21 protein-coding genes are annotated in these 18,596 nt (G+C 70.7%); 20 read left to right on the top strand and 1 reads right to left on the bottom strand.

Annotation, left to right across the window (positions count from 1 at the left end; translation table 11 throughout):
* The first annotated feature begins 6 nt into the window (after positions 1 to 6).
* Both P3G67_RS08065 and ftsH read left to right on the top strand, forming a co-directional pair.
* Positions 7 to 570 carry a GNAT family N-acetyltransferase gene (locus P3G67_RS08065; protein ID WP_276092834.1) on the top strand — a complete coding sequence of 188 codons (564 nt, stop codon included), beginning with the start codon at positions 7 to 9 and terminating at the stop codon, positions 568 to 570.
* A gap of 70 nt (positions 571 to 640) precedes the next feature.
* Positions 641 to 2,569 carry an ATP-dependent zinc metalloprotease FtsH gene (gene ftsH, locus P3G67_RS08060; protein WP_276092833.1) on the top strand — a complete coding sequence of 643 codons (1,929 nt, stop codon included), beginning with the start codon at positions 641 to 643 and terminating at the stop codon, positions 2,567 to 2,569.
* Between the two features lie 46 nt (positions 2,570 to 2,615).
* Here the strand turns inward: ftsH and P3G67_RS08055 are convergent, their stop codons facing one another.
* Positions 2,616 to 3,449 (bottom strand): SAM-dependent methyltransferase, encoded by an 834-nt coding sequence (locus tag P3G67_RS08055; protein WP_391858220.1) that lies wholly within the window; start codon positions 3,447 to 3,449, stop codon positions 2,616 to 2,618.
* 249 nt (positions 3,450 to 3,698) lie between these two features.
* Here P3G67_RS08055 and proS point away from each other — a divergent pair, with 249 nt between their 5' ends.
* From proS to P3G67_RS07965, 18 genes are all read left to right on the top strand, one after another.
* Positions 3,699 to 5,111, top strand: a complete 1,413-nt coding sequence (gene proS / locus P3G67_RS08050; protein WP_269859017.1) for a proline--tRNA ligase — start codon at positions 3,699 to 3,701, stop codon at positions 5,109 to 5,111.
* Positions 5,112 to 5,386: 275 nt separating this feature from the next.
* Positions 5,387 to 5,977 carry a hypothetical protein gene (locus P3G67_RS08045; RefSeq protein ID WP_269859016.1) on the top strand — a complete coding sequence of 197 codons (591 nt, stop codon included), beginning with the start codon at positions 5,387 to 5,389 and terminating at the stop codon, positions 5,975 to 5,977.
* Positions 5,978 to 6,183: 206 nt separating this feature from the next.
* The gene (gene rpsP / locus P3G67_RS08040; protein WP_269859015.1) at positions 6,184 to 6,627 is read left to right on the top strand and encodes a 30S ribosomal protein S16; all 444 of its coding nucleotides are present in this window, start codon (positions 6,184 to 6,186) and stop codon (positions 6,625 to 6,627) included.
* Between the two features lie 2 nt (positions 6,628 to 6,629).
* A complete protein-coding gene (locus P3G67_RS08035) occupies positions 6,630 to 6,869 on the top strand; it encodes an RNA-binding protein (RefSeq protein ID WP_255932252.1) in 240 nt (79 codons plus the stop codon).
* A gap of 220 nt (positions 6,870 to 7,089) precedes the next feature.
* Positions 7,090 to 7,641 (top strand): ribosome maturation factor RimM, encoded by a 552-nt coding sequence (gene rimM / locus P3G67_RS08030; RefSeq protein ID WP_276092831.1) that lies wholly within the window; start codon positions 7,090 to 7,092, stop codon positions 7,639 to 7,641.
* Positions 7,641 to 8,456 carry a tRNA (guanosine(37)-N1)-methyltransferase TrmD gene (trmD, locus tag P3G67_RS08025; protein ID WP_276092830.1) on the top strand — a complete coding sequence of 272 codons (816 nt, stop codon included), beginning with the start codon at positions 7,641 to 7,643 and terminating at the stop codon, positions 8,454 to 8,456. The genes rimM and trmD overlap by 1 nt, the downstream gene beginning before the upstream one ends.
* A gap of 130 nt (positions 8,457 to 8,586) precedes the next feature.
* A complete protein-coding gene (gene rplS, locus P3G67_RS08020) occupies positions 8,587 to 8,937 on the top strand; it encodes a 50S ribosomal protein L19 (RefSeq protein WP_269859012.1) in 351 nt (116 codons plus the stop codon).
* A gap of 95 nt (positions 8,938 to 9,032) precedes the next feature.
* The gene (gene lepB, locus P3G67_RS08015) at positions 9,033 to 9,854 is read left to right on the top strand and encodes a signal peptidase I (RefSeq protein ID WP_276092829.1); all 822 of its coding nucleotides are present in this window, start codon (positions 9,033 to 9,035) and stop codon (positions 9,852 to 9,854) included.
* Positions 9,847 to 10,914 carry a signal peptidase I gene (gene lepB, locus P3G67_RS08010; RefSeq protein WP_276092828.1) on the top strand — a complete coding sequence of 356 codons (1,068 nt, stop codon included), beginning with the start codon at positions 9,847 to 9,849 and terminating at the stop codon, positions 10,912 to 10,914. Before lepB (P3G67_RS08015) ends, lepB (P3G67_RS08010) begins: the two co-directional genes overlap by 8 nt.
* Positions 10,808 to 11,791 carry a signal peptidase I gene (lepB, locus tag P3G67_RS08005; RefSeq protein ID WP_391858224.1) on the top strand — a complete coding sequence of 328 codons (984 nt, stop codon included), beginning with the start codon at positions 10,808 to 10,810 and terminating at the stop codon, positions 11,789 to 11,791. Before lepB (P3G67_RS08010) ends, lepB (P3G67_RS08005) begins: the two co-directional genes overlap by 107 nt.
* Before the next feature lie 32 nt (positions 11,792 to 11,823).
* Positions 11,824 to 12,567 (top strand): signal peptidase I, encoded by a 744-nt coding sequence (lepB, locus tag P3G67_RS08000; RefSeq protein ID WP_276092826.1) that lies wholly within the window; start codon positions 11,824 to 11,826, stop codon positions 12,565 to 12,567.
* Between the two features lie 40 nt (positions 12,568 to 12,607).
* Positions 12,608 to 13,147: an NUDIX hydrolase gene (locus tag P3G67_RS07995; protein WP_391858223.1), complete on the top strand. Its 540-nt coding sequence runs from the start codon at positions 12,608 to 12,610 to the stop codon at positions 13,145 to 13,147.
* A gap of 39 nt (positions 13,148 to 13,186) precedes the next feature.
* Positions 13,187 to 13,513 carry a DUF2469 domain-containing protein gene (locus P3G67_RS07990; RefSeq protein WP_269859007.1) on the top strand — a complete coding sequence of 109 codons (327 nt, stop codon included), beginning with the start codon at positions 13,187 to 13,189 and terminating at the stop codon, positions 13,511 to 13,513.
* A 169-nt stretch (positions 13,514 to 13,682) separates the two neighbouring features.
* Complete coding sequence (locus P3G67_RS07985) at positions 13,683 to 14,042, top strand: YraN family protein (RefSeq protein WP_269859006.1); 360 nt, start codon at positions 13,683 to 13,685, stop codon at positions 14,040 to 14,042.
* Entirely contained in the window at positions 14,042 to 15,661 is a 1,620-nt protein-coding gene (locus P3G67_RS07980; RefSeq protein WP_276093062.1) for a YifB family Mg chelatase-like AAA ATPase, read from the top strand. Before P3G67_RS07985 ends, P3G67_RS07980 begins: the two co-directional genes overlap by 1 nt.
* On the top strand, positions 15,658 to 16,812 hold the full coding sequence (dprA, locus tag P3G67_RS07975; protein WP_276092825.1) for a DNA-processing protein DprA: 1,155 nt from the start codon (positions 15,658 to 15,660) through the stop codon (positions 16,810 to 16,812). Before P3G67_RS07980 ends, dprA begins: the two co-directional genes overlap by 4 nt.
* Before the next feature lie 270 nt (positions 16,813 to 17,082).
* Positions 17,083 to 17,931: an RNA polymerase sigma factor WhiG gene (gene whiG / locus P3G67_RS07970; protein WP_269859004.1), complete on the top strand. Its 849-nt coding sequence runs from the start codon at positions 17,083 to 17,085 to the stop codon at positions 17,929 to 17,931.
* A 58-nt stretch (positions 17,932 to 17,989) separates the two neighbouring features.
* Positions 17,990 to 18,556 (top strand): TetR/AcrR family transcriptional regulator, encoded by a 567-nt coding sequence (locus P3G67_RS07965; RefSeq protein ID WP_276093061.1) that lies wholly within the window; start codon positions 17,990 to 17,992, stop codon positions 18,554 to 18,556.
* The last annotated feature ends 40 nt before the right edge of the window (positions 18,557 to 18,596 follow it).

The raw sequence follows: 18,596 nt of genomic DNA, 5'->3' as shown, positions 1-18,596 counted from the left end.
ATCACCATGCGCGTTCACATCAGGCCGCCACGGCCAGCGGATGCGACGGCCTACGCCGAGGCCGTCACCCGGTCCGCCGAGCACATCGGCGCCTGGAACCCGGTCGACCCCAACGGGTTCGCCGAACTGCTGCGCAACCAGGGGCCGACGCTCCAGACCTTCCTGGTCGTCAACGACGAGGACGGCGGCCTCGTCGGCAAGTGCAACGTCGCCAACATCGTGCGCGGCCGGTTCCGCAACGGCGCCCTCGGCTACGACTCGTACCTGCCGTACGCGGGCACCGGCCGGATGACCGAGGGCATGCGCCAGGTGATCGACCGGTGCTTCGCCCACCCGTCGCCCACCACGCCCAACGCGGGTCCTTCGGGCCGCGGCCCCGACGCCGCAGACGGCCTGGCGCTGCACCGTCTGGAGATCAACATCCAGCCGGACAACGTCCGTTCCATCGCGCTGGCCAAGCGGCTCGGGTTCCGGCACGAGGGCTTCTCGCCGCGCATGCTCTACATCAACGGCGCCTGGCGGGACCACGAGCGGTTCGCGCTCACCGCGGAGGAGTGGCCCGGCCTGTGAGCCCGCGCGGACGAGGACGTTCCGGGTAGGGGTCCCGCCGCCTGTCAGAGCTTGTCCGTATGGTCGAACCATGACCAACTCCGTACCGCCCCGACAGAGCCCGGACCAGCCGTGGCGGTCGGAGGGCGCGCCACCGCCGTCCCCGCCGCAGCGGCCGCGCCGGCGGCTGGGCGGCTGGGGCGGCATGATCCTGACCGCCCTGGCCGTCTTCCTGATCACCGACGCGCTGCTGTCGTTCTTCGGCGGCCCCACCAGCCAGTCGATCTCGTACACCGAGTTCAGCAAGCAGCTCGGCGCGGGCAACATCACCAAGATCTACGCCAAGGGCGACGCGATCCAGGGCGAACTCAAGAGCAGCGCGCCGGTCCCCTCGGGCAAGGGCACGTACAAGAACTTCGACACCCAGCGCCCGTCCTTCGCCGACGACAAGATCTGGTCCCAGCTGACCAGGCACAACGTCACGGTCACCGCCGAACCCGTGGTGCAGCAGCGCAGCTTCCTCGCCAACCTGCTGCTGTCGCTGGCCCCCATGCTGCTCCTGGTCGCACTGTGGATCATCATCGCGCGGCGGATGAGCGGAGCGCTCAGCGGCGGCCTCGGCGGACTGGGCCGCAAGGCCCCGCCCAAACCGGTGGCGCCCGAGGAGGGCAGGCGCACCACCTTCGACGACGTCGCCGGGATCGACGAGGTCGAGGCGGAGCTGAGCGAGGTGGTCGACTTCCTCAAACGGCCCGACGCCTACCGCAGACTGGGCGCCCGGATGCCGCGCGGCGTACTGCTCGCCGGACCGCCAGGCACCGGCAAGACACTGCTGGCCCGCGCCGTGGCCGGCGAGGCGGACGTGCCGTTCTTCTCCGCCTCGGCCTCCGAGTTCATCGAGATGATCGTCGGCGTCGGGGCCAGCCGGGTTCGCGAACTGTTCAACGAGGCCCGCAAGGTCGCCCCCGCGATCATCTTCATCGACGAGATCGACACCATCGGCCGGGCACGCGGCAGCGGCAGCGGCATGGGCGGCCACGACGAACGCGAGCAGACGCTCAATCAGATCCTCACCGAGATGGACGGGTTCTCCGGCTCCGAGGGCGTGGTCGTGCTCGCCGCCACCAACCGCGCCGACGTCCTCGACCCCGCGCTGCTGCGACCCGGCCGCTTCGACCGCACCGTGCAGGTCAGCCCGCCGGACCGGGCCGGGCGGGAGGCGATCTTGCGCATCCACACCCGCGACGTACCGCTGGGCCAGCAGGTCGACCTCGCCCACGTCGCCCGCTCCACCCCGGGAATGACCGGCGCGGAACTGGCCAACCTGGCCAACGAGGCGGCCCTGCTCGCCGTCAAGCGCAACCTGGACGCCGTCGGTCAACCCGAGCTGTCCGACGCCCTGGAAAAGGTCCAACTCGGCGCCGAACGCCCCCTGGTGATGCCCTACGAGGAACGTCGGCGCACCGCCTACCACGAGAGCGGACACGCGCTGCTCGGCATGCTGCAACCGGGAGCGGACCCGGTCCGCAAGGTCACCATCGTGCCGCGCGGCCGGGCGCTGGGCGTCACCCTGTCCACCCCCGACGCCGACCGCTACGCCTACACCGAGGAGTACCTGCGCGGCCGGATCATCGGCGCGCTGGGCGGCATGGCCGCCGAGCAGACCGTCTTCGGCGTCATCACCACCGGCGCCGAGAGCGACCTGGAGCAGGTCACCAACATCGTGCGCGGCATGGTCGCCCGCTGGGGAATGAGCGAACGCATCGGCCGGCTCACCGCCCTGCCGCAGGACGCCCAGCAGGCCTACGGGCTGGCCGCCGCGCCCGCCACCCTCGACGCGGTCGACGCGGAGATGCGGCGCATCGTGGACGAGTGCTACGAGCACGCGTGCCGCCTGCTCACCGAGCACCGGCCCCAACTCGACGCGCTCGCCGAGGCGTTGCTGGAGCGCGAGACGCTGGAGGAGGACGAGGCGTACCGGACGGCGGGCATCCCCCGCCCGGAACGGACGGACAGCTGACGTTCCGCTCGGTGGGCGCCGCGGCCGGCCTCCGCCGTACCGGCGCTCAGGCCCGCGCGAGCACGTACCGGAAGACGTTCTCCATCCGGACCGTGCCGTCCGGGCGGCGGTAGGGGTGCAGCGCCTCGGCCAGCTCCTTGTCGACCTGGGGGCGGTCGGTGGCCTCGACCGCCGCGTCGAACAGACCGGTGGACACCAGCCCCCGCACCGCGCTGTCCATGTCCGGGTAGCCGAACGGGCACGCCACCCGCCCCGAACCGTCCAACCGCAGCCCGGCCATGCGCGCGGTGTCCTCAAGGCCGTCCCGTACGCTCACCCGCACCGGCTCCGCCAGCCCTGCCAGCCGCTCCGCGACCCGCAGCACCCGCGCCGTGGCACACCGCTCGGGCGGACCCCAGCCGGCCAGCACCACCGCCGCCCCCCGCTGCGCCAGCCCGCCCGCCGCCCGCAGCGCGGGGACCAGCCACTCCCCGGGCAGCGCCGGATCGAACGCCGTCACCACCGTGAACGCGGCGCCACCGGGCACCGCCACACCCTCCGGGCCGCCCAGCACCAGCCGCGCCTGCCCGTAGTCGGCCCGCCGCGCACCCCACTGCGGCGCGGGCAGCAGCCGCTCCCGGGCCAACGCCAGCCGCCGCCCGTCCCGGTCCACCCCGGTCACCGCCGCGCCCCGCGCCGCCGCCAGCAGCAGCGCCAGACCGGCACCGCAACCGATGCCCAGCAGGCGGGTGCGCGGCCCCACCTCAAGCCGTTCGTACACGGCCTCGTACAGCGGCACCAGCATCCGCTCCTGGATCTCCGCCCAGTCACGCGCGCCGCCATCGGAACGCTCCGGCCGTGCGGTCAGCCCGGGCGCGGAGGAAACGAGCATGGGTGTCATCGAGCGGCCTCATTCCCGCGAGTCGTCGTCGAGTGCCCCCGTCTGCGCCTCACGTCGTGCGCCAGACCCCCCGCAAGCCAGGGAACTCCGCTTCCCGTCCGTAGTCCAGAGGCTACGCAGGAGCGCTTGAACGCGCCCTCTGTGCGCCCCCCTCCGCCGTACCCGGGCGGCCCGCACGCGGCGCCCCGCCCGAGCCCGGGAGGGCGGCCGATTCACGCTCGGGCGCGCCCTGCCCGTACGATCTGCGCCATGGCAAAGGCTCCCGTACTCACTCCCCAGGCGGACGATTTCCCCCGCTGGTACCAGGACTTGATCAACAAGGCCGAGCTGGCCGACAACGGCCCGGTGCGCGGCACCATGGTCATCCGACCGTACGGGTACGGGCTGTGGGAGCGGATGCAGCAGGAGATGGACGCGCGGATCAAGGACGCGGGCGCGCAGAACGCGTACTTCCCGCTGTTCATCCCGCAGTCCTACCTGACCAAGGAGGCAGAGCACGTCGAGGGCTTCGCCCCCGAACTCGCCGTGGTCACCCACGCGGGCGGCAAGGACCTGGAGGAGCCGGTGGTCGTCCGGCCCACCTCCGAGACGATCATCAACGAGTACTTCTCCAAGTGGGTGCAGAGCTACCGCGACCTGCCGCTGCTGGTCAACCAGTGGGCGAACGTGGTGCGTTGGGAGATGCGCCCGCGGGTCTTCCTGCGCACCACCGAGTTCCTCTGGCAGGAGGGCCACACCGCGCACGCCTCCTACGAGGACGCCCGCGACTACGCCGCCCGCATCCACCGCGAGGTCTACGGCGACTTCATGACCAACGTCCTGGCCATCGACGTGGTGCTGGGCCGCAAGACCGCCAAGGAGCGTTTCGCGGGCGCGATCAACACCCTCACCCTCGAAGCGATGATGGGCGACGGCAAGGCCCTGCAGATGGGCACCAGCCATGAGCTGGGCCAGAACTTCGCCCGTGCCTTCGAGACCCAGTACCTGTCCAAGGACGGCCGGCAGGAACTGGTCTGGCAGACCTCCTGGGGCGTGTCCACCCGTATGGTCGGCGGACTGATCATGTCCCACGGCGACGACAACGGGCTGCGGGTACCGCCGCGGCTGGCCCCGATCCAGGCCGTGGTGCTCGCCATCAAGGGCGACGACGCGGTGATCGCCAAGGTCCGCGAGATCGGCGACCAGCTCAAGGCCGCGGGCGTCCGGGTCCAGGTGGACGACCGCACCGACACCCCGTTCGGCCGCCGCGCCGTCGACTGGGAGCTCAAGGGCGTCCCGGTGCGCATCGAGGTCGGCCCGCGCGACCTGGAGAACGGCACCGCCATGCTGGCCCGCCGCATCCCCGGCGGCAAGGAGCCGGTGGCCCTCGACGGGCTCGCCGCGGTGCTGCCGAAGGTGCTGGAGGAGGACCAGGCGCTGCTGCTGCGGCAGTCGCGCGAGCGGCGCGAGGCCCGTACCACCGACGTGGCCACCATCGACGAGGCCGCCGAGGCGGCGCAGACCGGTTGGGCCCGCATCCCGTGGGCCAAGCTGGGCCCGGAGGGCGAGGCCAGGCTTGCCGAGCAGAGCGTCACCGTGCGCTGCCTGGTGAGTGAGGACGGGTCGGTGCCGCAGGCCGACGACGCACCCGGTACCGTCGCCTTGGTGTCCCGGGCGTACTGAGCCCGGCCAGCCGGTCCCGTACCGACCACACGGGACCGCACACAACACGAATAGCGAGCCACAAGACGGGGCGTACCACCGCGATGTCCCGGGGAGCCATCCCCGGAGCCGCCGCAGTGGTACGCCCCGGCTTGTTCCATGGACGCACAGCTCATCCACAGACGTCCGCACCCGCCCTCAGTCGGATGCATGAGCCCGAACTGACGAGTACGTGCAAATTATTTGGGATAGCCCCGGAATCGGAACACAGCGGCATGTCTACTCGTTGTCACGACGTGAGCACGACACCACCAGTTCTCGCCGCCGAGCTGGCAGTCGCGTGGGCCGACATCCAACGGCACCACCCCGAGCTGCCGGATCTGGCCGCCCCCGAGTCCCTGATCGGAGAGTCCTCGTCCGCTTGCGGCACCGAGCTCTCCTTCGAAAGGCTGCTGCACGAGGCCGTACACGGAATCGCCGCCGCCCGCGGCGTACGTGACACCTCGCGCGCGGGCCGCTACCACAACCGCCGGTTCCTGGCGATCGCCGACGAACTGGGCCTGGACCACTCCGAGGAGCCGCATCCCAGCAGCGGCTTCTCGCTGGTCGTGATGCGCCCGGAGACCAGGAAGCGGTACCGGCCGACGATCGAGCGACTGCAGCGCGCGCTGAAGGCGCACACCGCGGCGACCGCCGCCGACACCAGCCGCTCCTTCCGCGGCCCGGCCGCCCGGCACGGCTCGTCCGGCGGCGGCGTACGCGTCAAGGCGGTCTGCGACTGCGGTCGCAACGTCAGGGTCGTCCCGTCCGTGCTGGAGCAGGCGCCGATCATGTGCGGTGCGTGCGGACAGCCGTTCCGCATCCCGGAGGTGGTCGGCGCGGCATGAGGCGACGGCAGCGTGACGGCCGTCGGGACGGGAGGCGGCGGCACGAGTGGGCGGCGCGGTGTGGCAGAATGGTCCGCTGAGCACTCGGCAGCCGTGCAGGACCCCTCTCTCCTTCGGCTGACGCGTCCGTCGGGCAACCGGCTCCCACAACCCCACGTGGCGATCCGTGCTGCCCAACCACGTCAATACCAGGAGAACCCACTCCCGTGGCAGTCAAGATCAAGCTGAAGCGTCTGGGCAAGATCCGTTCGCCTCACTACCGCATCGTCGTCGCCGACTCCCGTACCCGCCGTGACGGCCGGGCCATCGAGGAGATCGGCCTGTACCAGCCGGTGCAGAACCCGTCGCTGATCCAGGTCGACAGCGAGCGCGTGCAGTACTGGCTCGGCGTCGGCGCCCAGCCGACCGAGCCGGTCCTCGCCATCCTCAAGAAGACCGGCGACTGGCAGAAGTTCAAGGGCGAGCCCGCCCCGGCCCCGCTGCTCGTCGCCGAGCCGAAGGCCGACAAGCGCGCCCTCTTCGAGGCCGCCGCCAAGGAGTCCGCGGACGAGCCGAAGGGTGAGGCGATCACCCCCAAGGCGAAGAAGGCCGAGAAGAAGGCGGACGAGGCCGCTGAGGCCGAGGCCGCCACCGAGTCGACCGAGTCCTGAGCATGCTTGAGGAGGCTCTTGAGCACCTCGTGAAAGGCATCGTCGACAACCCGGACGACGTGCAGGTCGCCTCGCGCAACCTGCGCCGCGGGCGCGTGCTGGAGGTCCGGGTGCACCCGGACGACCTCGGCAAGGTGATCGGCCGCAACGGCCGCACCGCCCGCGCGCTGCGTACGGTCGTCGGTGCCCTCGGCGGACGCGGTGTCCGCGTCGACCTCGTCGACGTGGACCAGGTCCGCTGAGCAGGACCGGGCTTCTGCCGGGGCGGGCGCCCCGGCACCCCAACACCGGCTCGGGCCGGGACGGCTACGGCCGCCCCGGCCCGAGCCGTTCGGGTTGAGAATCGGGGACGGGAGAACCGCCCTCCCCGCAACGAACTCCATGCCGTACCCCTCAACGGGAAGTGGGGGGAGCCGCCCCCGCCGCATTCCCATCTCGTACTCCTCACCGGGAGGTGAACCCGTGCAGCTCGTAGTCGGCCGGATCGGCCGCGCCCACGGCATCAAGGGCGAGGTCACGATCGAGGTACGCACCGACGAGCCCGAGCTGCGGCTCGGGCCCGGCGCCGTGCTCGCCACCGACCCGGCGTCCGCGGGCCCGCTGACCATCGAGACCGGTCGCGTGCACAGCGGACGGCTGCTGCTGCGCTTCGCCGGCGTCAGCGACCGCAACGGTGCCGAGGCCCTGCGCAACACGCTGCTGATCGCCGAGGTCGACCCGCAGGAGACGCCGGAGGACCCCGAGGAGTTCTACGACCACCAGCTGATCGACCTCGACGTGGTGACCGAGAACGGCACCGCCGTCGGCCGGATCGCCGAGATCACCCACCTGCCCTACCAGGATCTGCTGGTCGTCCAACGCCCGGACGGCAGCGAGGTGCTGATCCCGTTCGTCAGCGAGATCGTCCCGGACATCGACCTGGAGCGGCAGATCGCCGTCGTCACCCCGCCGCCCGGCCTGCTGGACGAGCGCGACGCGGAGATCGACAGCACGCGGGAGCGGGAACAGCCCTGATGCGGATCGACGTCGTCACGATCTTCCCCGAGTACCTCGAACCGCTGAACGTCTCGCTCGTCGGCAAGGCGTGCGCCCGCGGCCAGCTGGACGTGCGCGTGCACGACCTGCGGCAGTGGACGCACGACCGGCACCACACCGTGGACGACACGCCCTACGGCGGCGGACCCGGCATGGTCATGAAGCCCGAGCCGTGGGGCGAGGCGCTGGACGCCATCGAGGCCTCCGGCCCGTCCGAGGTCCGACCGGTCATGGTGGTGCCGACGCCCAGCGGGCGCCCCTTCACCCAGCGGCTCGCCGTGGAACTGTCGGCCAAGCCCTGGCTGGTCTTCACCCCCGCCCGCTACGAGGGCATCGACCGCCGGGTGATCGACGCCTACGCCGAGCGGTGGGAGGTGCACGAGGTCTCCATCGGCGACTACGTGCTCGCCGGCGGCGAAGCCGCGGTCCTGGTCATCACCGAGGCGGTGGCCCGACTGCTGCCCGGCGTGCTGGGCAACGCCGAATCGCACCGCGACGACTCCTTCGCCCCCGGCGCCATGGCCGACCTGCTGGAAGGCCCCGTCTACACCAAGCCCCCGGTGTGGCGCGACCGCGCCATCCCCGAAGTGCTGGTCAGCGGCCACCACGGCAAGATCGCGCGGTGGCGGCGGGACCAGGCGTTCCGCCGCACCAGCGCCCTGCGACCCGACCTGATCGAGCGCTGCGACCCCGCCGCCCTGGACAAACACGACCGCGCCCTGCTCGCGGAACTGGGCTGGACCCAGGACCAGGACGGGCGATTTGGGCGAGCGGCCGGGCCCGTGGAAGAATAGGCAGCTGCTGTACGCCCGCCGTGCGCCCCTGCCACAGGGGGAACGACGCCCGGACGGCAACGCGGCACCCCAAACTCATCTCCGAACTACCGCTGATGACCTGTGGCATCAGCGAAGAAAGCAGACAATCATGTCGCACCTGCTCGACGTTGTCGACAACGCCTCCAAGCGCTCGGACATCCCCGGCTTCCGCCCGGGTGACACGGTCAACGTGCACGTCCGCGTCATCGAGGGCAACCGCTCCCGTGTGCAGCAGTTCAAGGGCGTGGTCATCCGCCGGCAGGGCTCCGGCGTCCGCGAGACCTTCACCGTCCGCAAGGTCAGCTTCAGCGTCGGCGTGGAGCGCACCTTCCCGGTGCACACCCCGATCGTCGAGAAGATCGAGGTCGTGACCCGCGGTGACGTCCGCCGCGCCAAGCTGTACTACCTGCGCGAGCTGCGCGGCAAGGCCGCCAAGATCAAGGAGAAGCGCGAGAGCTGAGTCTCGCGCCCGCCGCGCCGGATCGCGCACCGCCCGATCCGGCCCCGGCGCCTCGGACCAGCGGGCACAGCTGGGCCGGATAGGCTCTGCCCCCGATGGACACCGAAGCACAACCTGACGTGGAGCGCGACCGCTCATCCAGCCCCCAGGGGCGGATCGGGCGGTCGCGCTTCGCCGTTCCCGGGCCGCGCGGCGCCCGAGCCCGGCTGCGCGCCGCCCGCGGTTGGTGGGACGGGCTGCGCCTGTGGCAGGAGGTGGCGCTGCTGGCCGTCCTCTGCCTGGGCACGCTCGTTCTGGTCAACACCTTCCTGGTGCAGCCGTTCCTGATCCCCAGCGGATCGATGGAGAACACCCTGAGGGTCGGCGACCGGGTTGTCGTCAACAAGCTGGCGTACCGTTTCGGCAACCAGCCGCGGCGCGGCGACGTGATCGTCTTCAACGGCGCCGGATCCTTCGTCCAGGACCCGCCGCCGGGCAACCCGCTGACCCACCTGGTGCGCACCGTGGGCAGCATGGCCGGGCTGGCGCAGCCGGACGAGACGGACTACATCAAGCGCGTGGTCGGAGTCGGCGGCGACCGTGTCACATGCTGCGACAAGCGGGGCAGGATCATGGTCAACGGGCAGCCCGTCGAGGAGGACTACCTCTACCCCGGCGACGCGCCCTCCCAGATCCCGTTCGACATCGTCGTGCCGCCGGGAAGGCTATGGGTGATGGGTGACCACCGCAGCGACTCACGGGACTCCCGCGACCACCTCGGCGACCCCGGCGGCGGCACCGTCCCGGTGGACGAGGTGATCGGACGCGCCGACTGGATCGGCTGGCCGTTCGACCGGATGCGCGCTCTGCACCGCCCGGCGGGCTTCGCCCACGTACCGCCGCCCGCGCATCCGGCCACCGGCGGTGCGCATGGGTAATCGCGGACGGTCCCGCAACGGCCACCACCGCTCGGCCGTGGGCCCGGCGGCAGCGGTGGGGCCCGAGGGGCGCACGTCCCCAGGGCGGGCGGAGCGGCGACGCGCCGCCCAGCGGGTCAAGCGGCGACGGCGCCGGTCGGCCGCCAGGGAGGTGCCGATCCTGATCGGGGTGGCGCTGCTGATCGCGTTGGTCCTCAAGACCTTCCTGGTGCAGGCCTTCGTGATCCCCTCCGGATCGATGGAGGAGACCATCCGGATCGGCGACCGGGTGCTGGTCGACAAGCTCACCCCGTGGTTCGGGGCGAAGCCGCAGCGCGGCGACGTGGTGGTGTTCAAGGACCCGGGCCACTGGCTGGACGGCGAACCCAAACCGAAGCCGGACCCGGAGGGCATCAAGCAGGTCAAGCAGTTCTTCACCTTCATCGGTCTGCTTCCGGCGGCGAACGAGCAGGACCTGATCAAGCGGGTGATCGCGGTAGGCGGCGACAAGGTCGCCTGCTGCGACACCCAGGGCCGGATCATGGTCAACGGCAGGGCCCTGGACGAGCCGTACGTGGCGCCGGGCAACCCGCCGTCGCAGATCCGGTTCAGCCTCACCGTCCCCGCCGGGCGGCTGTGGGTGATGGGCGACCACCGAAGCGACTCGGCCGACTCGCGCTACCACATGGACGAGCCCGGAGGCGGTACGGTCGCCGAGAGCCAGGTGGTGGGTCGGGCGTTCGTGATCGCCTGGCCCTTCTCGCACTGGCGGACCCTGCCGGAACCAGGAACGTTCGCATCGGTGCCCACCAACCCGGGCGCGGATGGGGCGACGGCCCTGGGGAAGGCCAATAATCGGCAAGGAATGGTCCAACTCCCGACTCCTGCGGAACTCCCGCTCGTTATGGGAGTGATGGGCCTGCATCGCGCGCGGAGCAGGCCGTGGCGCGGAGTGAGGAGTGGAAGTGGGGGACCTGGTGGTCGGCGCACGGTCCGGACCCGGCGAGCCCGAAGGGCAGGGCCCATCGGTCGGCGCCGCCGAGAAAGAGGCGACGGCGGTGAATCTCGGCAAGTCCCCTGACGCGGACGGTACGCAGCGGTTCGAGCAGGACGGCGCCGGCCCCGGTGGCTCCGGCAGCCGCTGGTCCTGGGGCAAGCGCGGCCGGGCGGGCGCGGGCGAGCCCAAGAAGCCGCGCTCCTTCTGGAAGGAACTGCCGATCCTCATCGGCATCGCCCTGGTCCTGGCTCTCATCATCAAGACCTTCCTGGTACAGGCGTTCTCCATCCCGTCGCAGTCGATGCAGAACACGTTGCAGGTCGGCGACCGGGTGCTGGTCGACAAGCTCACCCCGTGGTTCGGCTCGAAGCCGTCGCGCGGCGAGGTCGTGGTCTTCCACGACCCGGGCGGCTGGCTGGAGGAGAACCCGCCGACCACCACCAACCCGGTGGCCTCCGCCTTCCAGAAGGTGCTCAGCTTCATCGGCCTGATGCCCTCCGCCGAGGAGAAGGACCTGATCAAGAGGGTCATCGCGGTCGGCGGCGACACGGTCGAGTGCAAGGGCACCGGACCGGTCATCGTCAACGGCAAGCCGCTCGACGAGCCGTACATCTTCCCCGGCAACACCCCCTGCGGTGACAAGCCGTTCGGCCCGATCAAGATCCCGCCGAACCGCATCTGGGTGATGGGCGACCACCGGCAGGACTCGCTGGACTCCCGCTACCACCAGATGCTGCCCGGCGGCGGCACGGTCTCGGTCAACCAGGTCGTCGGTCGCGCCATCGTGGTCGCCTGGCCGGTCACCCGGTGGAGCACGCTGCCGATCCCGTCGACGTTCGACCAGCCCGGCATCAACGCCGCCGCCGGGGCCGTCCCCGCGGTCGGCGGGCTGGCGGGAGCGGTTCCGCTGGTGCTGCTGCGGCGTCGCCGCATGGTCAAAAAGCAGCGGGAGGACTGCTGACCACCGCGGGTACCGCCCGGTAGGGTGCGCCCATGAGCAGCCGGGATACCCAAGCGAACAGCGGCCACGGCCGCCTCGGCAACGTACTGTCCGGGGTGGCCGTGGCCGTCGGCTGTCTGCTGTTCCTGGGCGGATTCGTCTGGGGCGCGCTCCTCTACCGGCCGTACACCGTGCCGACCGACTCGATGCAGCCGACCGTCAACCCCGGTGACCGGGTGCTCGCCCAGCGCATCCACGGCGACCAGGTGCACCGTGGTGACGTGGTGGTGTTCAACGATCCGCTGTGGGGCAACGAGCCGATGGTCAAACGGGTGGTGGCTGTCGGCGGCGACAGGATCGCCTGCTGCGACAAGCAGGGCAGGTTGACGGTCAACGGTGAGCCGGTCGACGAACCGTATCTGCTCCAGCGCGGCCAGGCGCCGATCCCGGCCACCACGGTGCCGCGCGGGCAGCTGTTCATGCTCGGCGACAACCGCCAGGTCTCGATGGACTCCCGGGTGCACCTGTCCGACGTCGACCACGGGGCAGTGCCCAGCGGCGAGGTCGCGGCCCGGGTGGACGCCGTCGTCTGGCCGCTCGGCCAGCTCAAGGAGGTCACCCGCCCGACCGCCTTCGCGGCCCTGCCCGGCGGGGTCTCCACACCGGGACCGATCACCTGGATCGCCTCGGCGGTCGCGGCGGGCGTGCTGCTGATCCTCGGCGGCGCGGCGTACGGCCCGATCGTGGGACGCAGGCGCAGGCGCGCGCAACGGCGCCGCGTACTGGCCGGGGCGTGAGACGGTGAGCGGCGTCGGACCCGCGGCCGGGGCTTCGGCCATGGGCGAGCCGGGGGCAGAGGTCGAAGCCGTTGCGGCGGTCGCGGCCGGGCCCGCCGGGCCGATGCGGCGGGCCGCCCGGGTGATCCTGCTGGATCCGGCGGACCGGATCCTGCTGCTGCACGGCTTCGAGCCCGCCGACCCGGCCACCACCTGGTGGTTCACCCCCGGTGGCGGGGCCGAGCCGGGGGAGAGCCTGCCGGCCGCGGCGCGCCGCGAGGTGGCGGAGGAGACGGGCATCACCTCGATACGGCTGGGCCCGGTGGTCTGGCAGCGCTCGTGCGCGTTCGACTTCGACGGGCGGCGCTGGGAGCAGGACGAGTGGTACTACCTGGGCCGGACCGACGCCACCGAACTGGACACCGGCGGCCACACGGAGCTGGAACGACGTAGCGTGCGCGCACTGCGCTGGTGGACCTGCGAGGAACTGCTCGCCACCCGTGAGACGGTGTATCCGACCAGGCTCGCCGAGCTGCTGCGTAGGCTGCTTGATGAGGGGCCTCCGTCGTCGCCGCTGCTTCTGGAGACAGAGAGCGAGTGAAAGTCGGCGGAGGAACGTACCGCTGAAGGGGAACATGCCATGAGCGCCGAGGACCTCGAAAAGTACGAGACCGAGATGGAGCTGAAGCTCTACCGGGAGTACCGCGATGTCGTCGGTCTGTTCAAATACGTGATCGAGACCGAGCGCCGCTTCTACCTGACCAACGACTACGAGATGCAGGTGCACTCGGTCCAGGGCGAGGTGTTCTTCGAGGTGTCGATGGCTGACGCATGGGTGTGGGACATGTACCGGCCAGCCCGCTTCGTCAAGCAGGTACGGGTCCTGACGTTCAAGGACGTGAACATCGAGGAGCTGAACAAGAGCGACCTCGATCTGCCCTCGAACGACTCCGGGTTCAACGCGTGACCTCACGGGTGGGTCTGGGCCCGGGTGAGGGTGCGGGGCCCTGCTGAAGAGACGGCTTCACCCTCACGGGTGACGGAGTTGTCCACAACCGGCCGGTAGCCCACAGAACCCATTCAAGATCATCTGGCTACCTCCGGAACCGGCACAGTCGGTCCCGGAGGTGGTACCCATGAACGCCCGCACAGCCCTCGGCCGCTACGGCGAGAAACTCGCCGCCCAACGACTCACCCACACCGGCCTGACCGTCCTCGCCCGCAACTGGCGCTGCGCCGCGGGAGAGATCGACATCGTCGCCGCCGAAGGCGACTGCCTCGTCATCTGCGAGGTCAAATCCCGAACCGGCGGCGCCTACCAGCACCCCATGGCCGCCATGACCCCAGTCAAGGCCCAGCGGCTACGACATCTCGCCGAACACTGGCTCGCCCAACACGGCGGACCACCACCAGGCGGCGTCCGCATCGACCTCATCGGCGTCCTCGTCCCGCAACGCGGCGCCACCCGCCTCGAACACGTACGGGGCGTGGCGTGATGGGATTCGCCCGCACCTGCTCCGTCGCACTCGTCGGCGTCGAAGGAGTCGTCGTCGAAGTCCAAGCCGACCTCGAACCCGGCGTCGCCGCGTTCACCCTCGTCGGCCTCCCCGACAAAAGCCTCTCCGAAAGCCGCGACCGCGTCCGCGCCGCCCTCGTCAACAGCGGCGAGACCTGGCCGCAGAAGAAACTCACCGTCGGCCTCAGCCCGGCCTCCGTACCCAAAAGCGGCAGCGGCTTCGACCTGGCCGTCGCCTGCGCCGTACTCGCCGCCGCCGAACGCATCGCGCCAACCGCCATCGCCGACCTCATGATGATCGGCGAACTCGGCCTCGACGGCCGCGTACGACCAGTACGCGGCGTCCTGCCCGCCGTACTCGCCGCCGCCGACGCCGGATACCGCCACGTCGTCGTCCCCGAACGCGCAACCGCCGAAGCCACCCTGGTACCCGACATCGCCGTCCTCGGCGTACGTAGCCTGCGGCAACTCATCGCCGCGCTCAACGACGAACCCATCCCAGAAGAAGAACCCGACGACAACGACAGACACCCCGACACCATCAGCACCGGACTCACCATCCCCGGACTCGGGCCAGGCCTCGGCCTGGGCACCACCCGCGGCGCACACCCACCCGACCTCGCCGACGTCGCAGGACAACCCGCCGCCCGCAAAGCCCTGGAAATCGCCGCGGCCGGCAGCCATCACCTCTACCTGTCCGGACCACCCGGCGCGGGCAAAACCATGCTCGCCGAACGACTCCCCGGACTCCTGCCACCCCTCACCCGACAGGAATCCCTCGAAGTCACCGCCGTCCACTCCATCGCCGGAGTCCTGCCGCCCGGCAAACCCCACATCGAAACCGCCCCCTACTGCGCCCCACACCACTCCGCCACCATGCCGTCCATCGTCGGCGGCGGCAGCGGACTCCCCAGACCAGGCGCCGTCTCCCTCGCCCACCACGGAGTGCTGTTCCTCGACGAAGCCCCCGAATTCAGCACCCGCGTCCTGGAAGCCCTCCGGCAACCCCTCGAATCCGGGCACGTCGTCGTCGCCCGCAGCGGAGGCGTCATGCGGCTACCCGCCAAGTTCCTCCTCGTCTTCGCCGCCAACCCGTGCCCCTGCGGCCGACACGCCCTCCTCGGCGGCGGCTGCGAGTGCACACCCAACCAGGTACGCCGCTACCAGGCACGACTCTCCGGCCCACTACTGGACCGCGTCGACCTACACGTCACCGTCGACACCGTCAGCCGCTCCGAACTGATCGGCCACGGCACCAGAGGCGAACCCACCGCTCACGTCGCCGAACGCGTCCACGAAGCCAGACAACGAGCCGCCGCCCGCTACCAGGACCTGCCCTGGAACACCAACAGCGAAGTCCCCGGACACGAACTGCGCACCCGCTGGAGAGTACGCAACGGAGCCATGCGGGACATCGAACGCGAAATGGAACGCGGCCTGCTCACCGCACGAGGCCTGGACCGAGTACTCCGCGTCGCCTGGACCGTCGCCGACCTCGCCGGACACGACCGCCCCAGCTACGACGACGTCGGCCAGGCCCTCCAACTGCGCACCGGCGTACACCGCGGAATCCCCGCCACCGTAGGGAGCGGCACATGACCACCGAACCCACACCGACCGACGAGCGCCGGGCCCGCGCCGCCCTCACCAGAATCGCCGAACCCGGCGACCCCGCCATCGGCCGATGGCTCCGCGAACACGGCCCCACCGAAACCCTGCACATGCTCACCACCCGACACCCCCTACCCGGCATCAGCGACACCCGCACCGCCGGATACCGACTACGCGCCCAACACGCCCGACCAGACAACGACCTGGCCACCATCGAAACCCTCGGCGGCCGTTTCATCTGCCCCAACGACCCCGACTGGCCCAGCCAACTCAACGACCTCGGCGACCAACGCCCCATCGGACTATGGGCCATCGGCCACCCCGCGCTACGCCCCTGGGCACTGCGCTCCATCGCCATCGTCGGCGCCCGAGCCAGCAGCGACTACGGCACACACATCGCCGCAACCCTCGCCGCCGATCTCGCCGAAGCAGGCTGGACCGTCATCTCCGGCGCCGCCTACGGCATCGACAGCGCAGCACACCGCGGCGCACTCGCCGCCCATGGCGCCACGATCGCCGTCGTCGCCTGCGGAGTGGACAAGCCATACCCGCGCGGCAACACCGAGTTACTCCGACGCATCACCCAACAGGGCATGATCATCGCCGAGTTGCCACCGGGCGAACACCCCACCCGCAGCCGCTTCATCCAACGCAACCGCGTCATCGCCGCACTCGCCCGCGGCACCGTGGTGGTCGAAGCCCAACTACGCAGCGGCTCACTGATCACCGCCCGCCGCGCCAACGCTCTCGGCCGCATCACCATGGGCGTACCCGGCCCCGTCACCTCAGCACTGTCAGCGGGAGTCCACCAACTCCTGCGCGAGGAAGGCCAACTGGTCACCGACGCCACCGACATCATCGAACTCACCGGCAGCATCGGCGACGACCTGGCACCCGAACGCCGAGGCCCCGTACACCCCAGAGACCTGCTGGCACCCGCCACCGCCGCGGTACTCGAAGGACTCCCCGGCCACGGCGACGCCGACACCGAACACATCGCCCGCGCCGCCGGAACCGGCCTGGACGAAGCCGCCGGCCGCCTCCACGAACTCCACACCCTCGGCTTCGTCGAACGCCACGGCACCCGCTGGCGACTGACCGCCGCCGCCCGAGAGAGTGGCACCCCCCGGATCCGGTGACCCGGTCAACACACCATCAGGTGACAAGAAGGTTCTTGACCTGGGACGACCCGATGACGAGGTTAGGGGAATGACCGCAGAACGCTTTAATACGCAACAGGCAGGGCAGGAAAGGGCAAAGAGACGTCCAGCCCAACTCCCTGTATGGCGGAACGTATCTGCGTGAGGCTCACCCGAACGTCGTAGCACAACGCGACGCCCGGCTCACGCTACGCTCGCGGAGACCCGAATCCCCACCCCACGTCACGGCAGAACGGCTCAAGGCGACGCATGCCCCAGCACATCTCCGGGCCTGACCGCGCGACCGCGGCCACCGACGACCGCGGAGTTCCACCGCGCGCGCAGACCGCCGCCCCCTCCGCACTCGACGAGCTGTGGCGCTCCTACAAGGCCACCGGGGAGCCACGACTACGCGAGCAACTGATCCTGCACTACTCACCCCTGGTGAAGTACGTCGCCGGCCGGGTCAGCGTCGGCCTGCCCCCCAACGTCGAACAGGCCGACTTCGTCTCCTCCGGCATCTTCGGACTCATCGACGCCATCGAGAAGTTCGAACCAGAACGCTCCATCAAATTCGAGACCTACGCCATCAGCCGCATCCGCGGCGCCATGATCGACGAACTGAGGGCGCTCGACTGGATCCCGCGCTCCGTACGCCAGAAGGCCCGCGCCGTCGAACGCGCCTACGCGACCCTCGAAGCGCGCTACCACCGCACACCCACCGAAGCCGAAGTCGCCACCGAGATGGACATCCCCGTCGAGGAACTGCACACCATCTTCGGCCAGCTCTCCCTCGCCAACGTCGTCGCCCTCGAAGAACTCCTGCACGTCGGCACCGAAGGCGGCGACCGGCTCAGCCTCGTCGACACCCTCGAAGACCGCGCCGCCGACAACCCCGTGGAAGTCGCCGAGGACCGCGAACTGCGCCGACTCCTCGCCCGCGCCGTCAACACCCTCCCCGAACGCGAGAAGACCGTCGTCACCCTCTACTACTACGAGGGCCTCACGCTCGCCGAGATCGGCCATGTCCTCGGCGTCACCGAAAGCCGCGTCAGCCAGATCCACACCAAGTCGGTTCTCCAGCTCCGCGCGAAGCTGGCGGATGTGGGGCGCTGCTGACCCCGGCCGGGGCCGTTGTCCGTACAGTGGTGGGGTGCCCAGGATTCGAGCGGCCTCAGTGGCCGAGCACCGGACGATGCAGCGCAGCGCCCTGCTGGACGCCGCGCGTTCCCTGCTGTCCGAGGGCGGTACGGAAGCGCTGACGTTCCCCGCCCTCGCCGAGCGCACCGGCCTCGCGCGCTCCTCCGTCTACGAGTACTTCCGGTCCCGGGCGGCCGTGGTGGAGGAACTGTGCGCGGCCGACTTCCCCGTCTGGGCCGCCGAGGTCGAGGCGGCCATGGAAACCGCCGACACCGCCGAGCGCAAGATCGAGGCGTACGTACGGCAGCAACTCGCCCTGGTCGGTGACCGCCGGCACCGCGCGGTCGTCGCCATCTCGGCGGGCGAACTCGACCCGGGCGCCCGCGAGAAGATCCGCGCCGCGCACGGCGGACTGATCGCCATGGTCGTCGAAGCGCTCAGCGAACTGGGCCACCGAGAACCCCGGCTGACCGCCATGCTGCTCCAGGGCATCGTCGACGCCGCGGTCCGCCGCATCGAACTGGGCGCGGCCGAAGACCCCGACGCCATCACCCAGGCCGCAGTGTCCATGGCATTGCGGGGGGTCGGGAGCACCGTCTCCTAATCCCTTGGGGGCCTCCCCCCCCGCCCCCTCCCTCCCCACC

Origin of the sequence: Streptomyces silvisoli, assembly GCF_029269905.1 — a bacterium.
GTDB lineage: Bacteria > Actinomycetota > Actinomycetes > Streptomycetales > Streptomycetaceae > Streptantibioticus_A > Streptantibioticus_A silvisoli_A.
Note: the sequence above shows the minus strand (reverse complement) of the source record. Positions and strands in the feature narration are given on the sequence as shown.

Coding starts and splice junctions, on each gene's coding strand:
- P3G67_RS07990 (WP_269859007.1), top strand. CDS start 13,187: ATGAGCGCCGAGGACCTCGAAAAGTACGAGACCGAGATGGAGCTGAAG.
- lepB (WP_276092829.1), top strand. CDS start 9,033: ATGGACACCGAAGCACAACCTGACGTGGAGCGCGACCGCTCATCCAGC.
- trmD (WP_276092830.1), top strand. CDS start 7,641: ATGCGGATCGACGTCGTCACGATCTTCCCCGAGTACCTCGAACCGCTG.
- whiG (WP_269859004.1), top strand. CDS start 17,083: ATGCCCCAGCACATCTCCGGGCCTGACCGCGCGACCGCGGCCACCGAC.
- lepB (WP_276092826.1), top strand. CDS start 11,824: ATGAGCAGCCGGGATACCCAAGCGAACAGCGGCCACGGCCGCCTCGGC.
- lepB (WP_276092828.1), top strand. CDS start 9,847: ATGGGTAATCGCGGACGGTCCCGCAACGGCCACCACCGCTCGGCCGTG.
- rplS (WP_269859012.1), top strand. CDS start 8,587: ATGTCGCACCTGCTCGACGTTGTCGACAACGCCTCCAAGCGCTCGGAC.
- P3G67_RS07995 (WP_391858223.1), top strand. CDS start 12,608: ATGGGCGAGCCGGGGGCAGAGGTCGAAGCCGTTGCGGCGGTCGCGGCC.
- dprA (WP_276092825.1), top strand. CDS start 15,658: ATGACCACCGAACCCACACCGACCGACGAGCGCCGGGCCCGCGCCGCC.
- P3G67_RS07980 (WP_276093062.1), top strand. CDS start 14,042: ATGGGATTCGCCCGCACCTGCTCCGTCGCACTCGTCGGCGTCGAAGGA.
- P3G67_RS08035 (WP_255932252.1), top strand. CDS start 6,630: ATGCTTGAGGAGGCTCTTGAGCACCTCGTGAAAGGCATCGTCGACAAC.
- P3G67_RS07985 (WP_269859006.1), top strand. CDS start 13,683: ATGAACGCCCGCACAGCCCTCGGCCGCTACGGCGAGAAACTCGCCGCC.
- ftsH (WP_276092833.1), top strand. CDS start 641: ATGACCAACTCCGTACCGCCCCGACAGAGCCCGGACCAGCCGTGGCGG.
- P3G67_RS08065 (WP_276092834.1), top strand. CDS start 7: ATGCGCGTTCACATCAGGCCGCCACGGCCAGCGGATGCGACGGCCTAC.
- P3G67_RS08055 (WP_391858220.1), bottom strand. CDS start 3,449: ATGACACCCATGCTCGTTTCCTCCGCGCCCGGGCTGACCGCACGGCCG.
- proS (WP_269859017.1), top strand. CDS start 3,699: ATGGCAAAGGCTCCCGTACTCACTCCCCAGGCGGACGATTTCCCCCGC.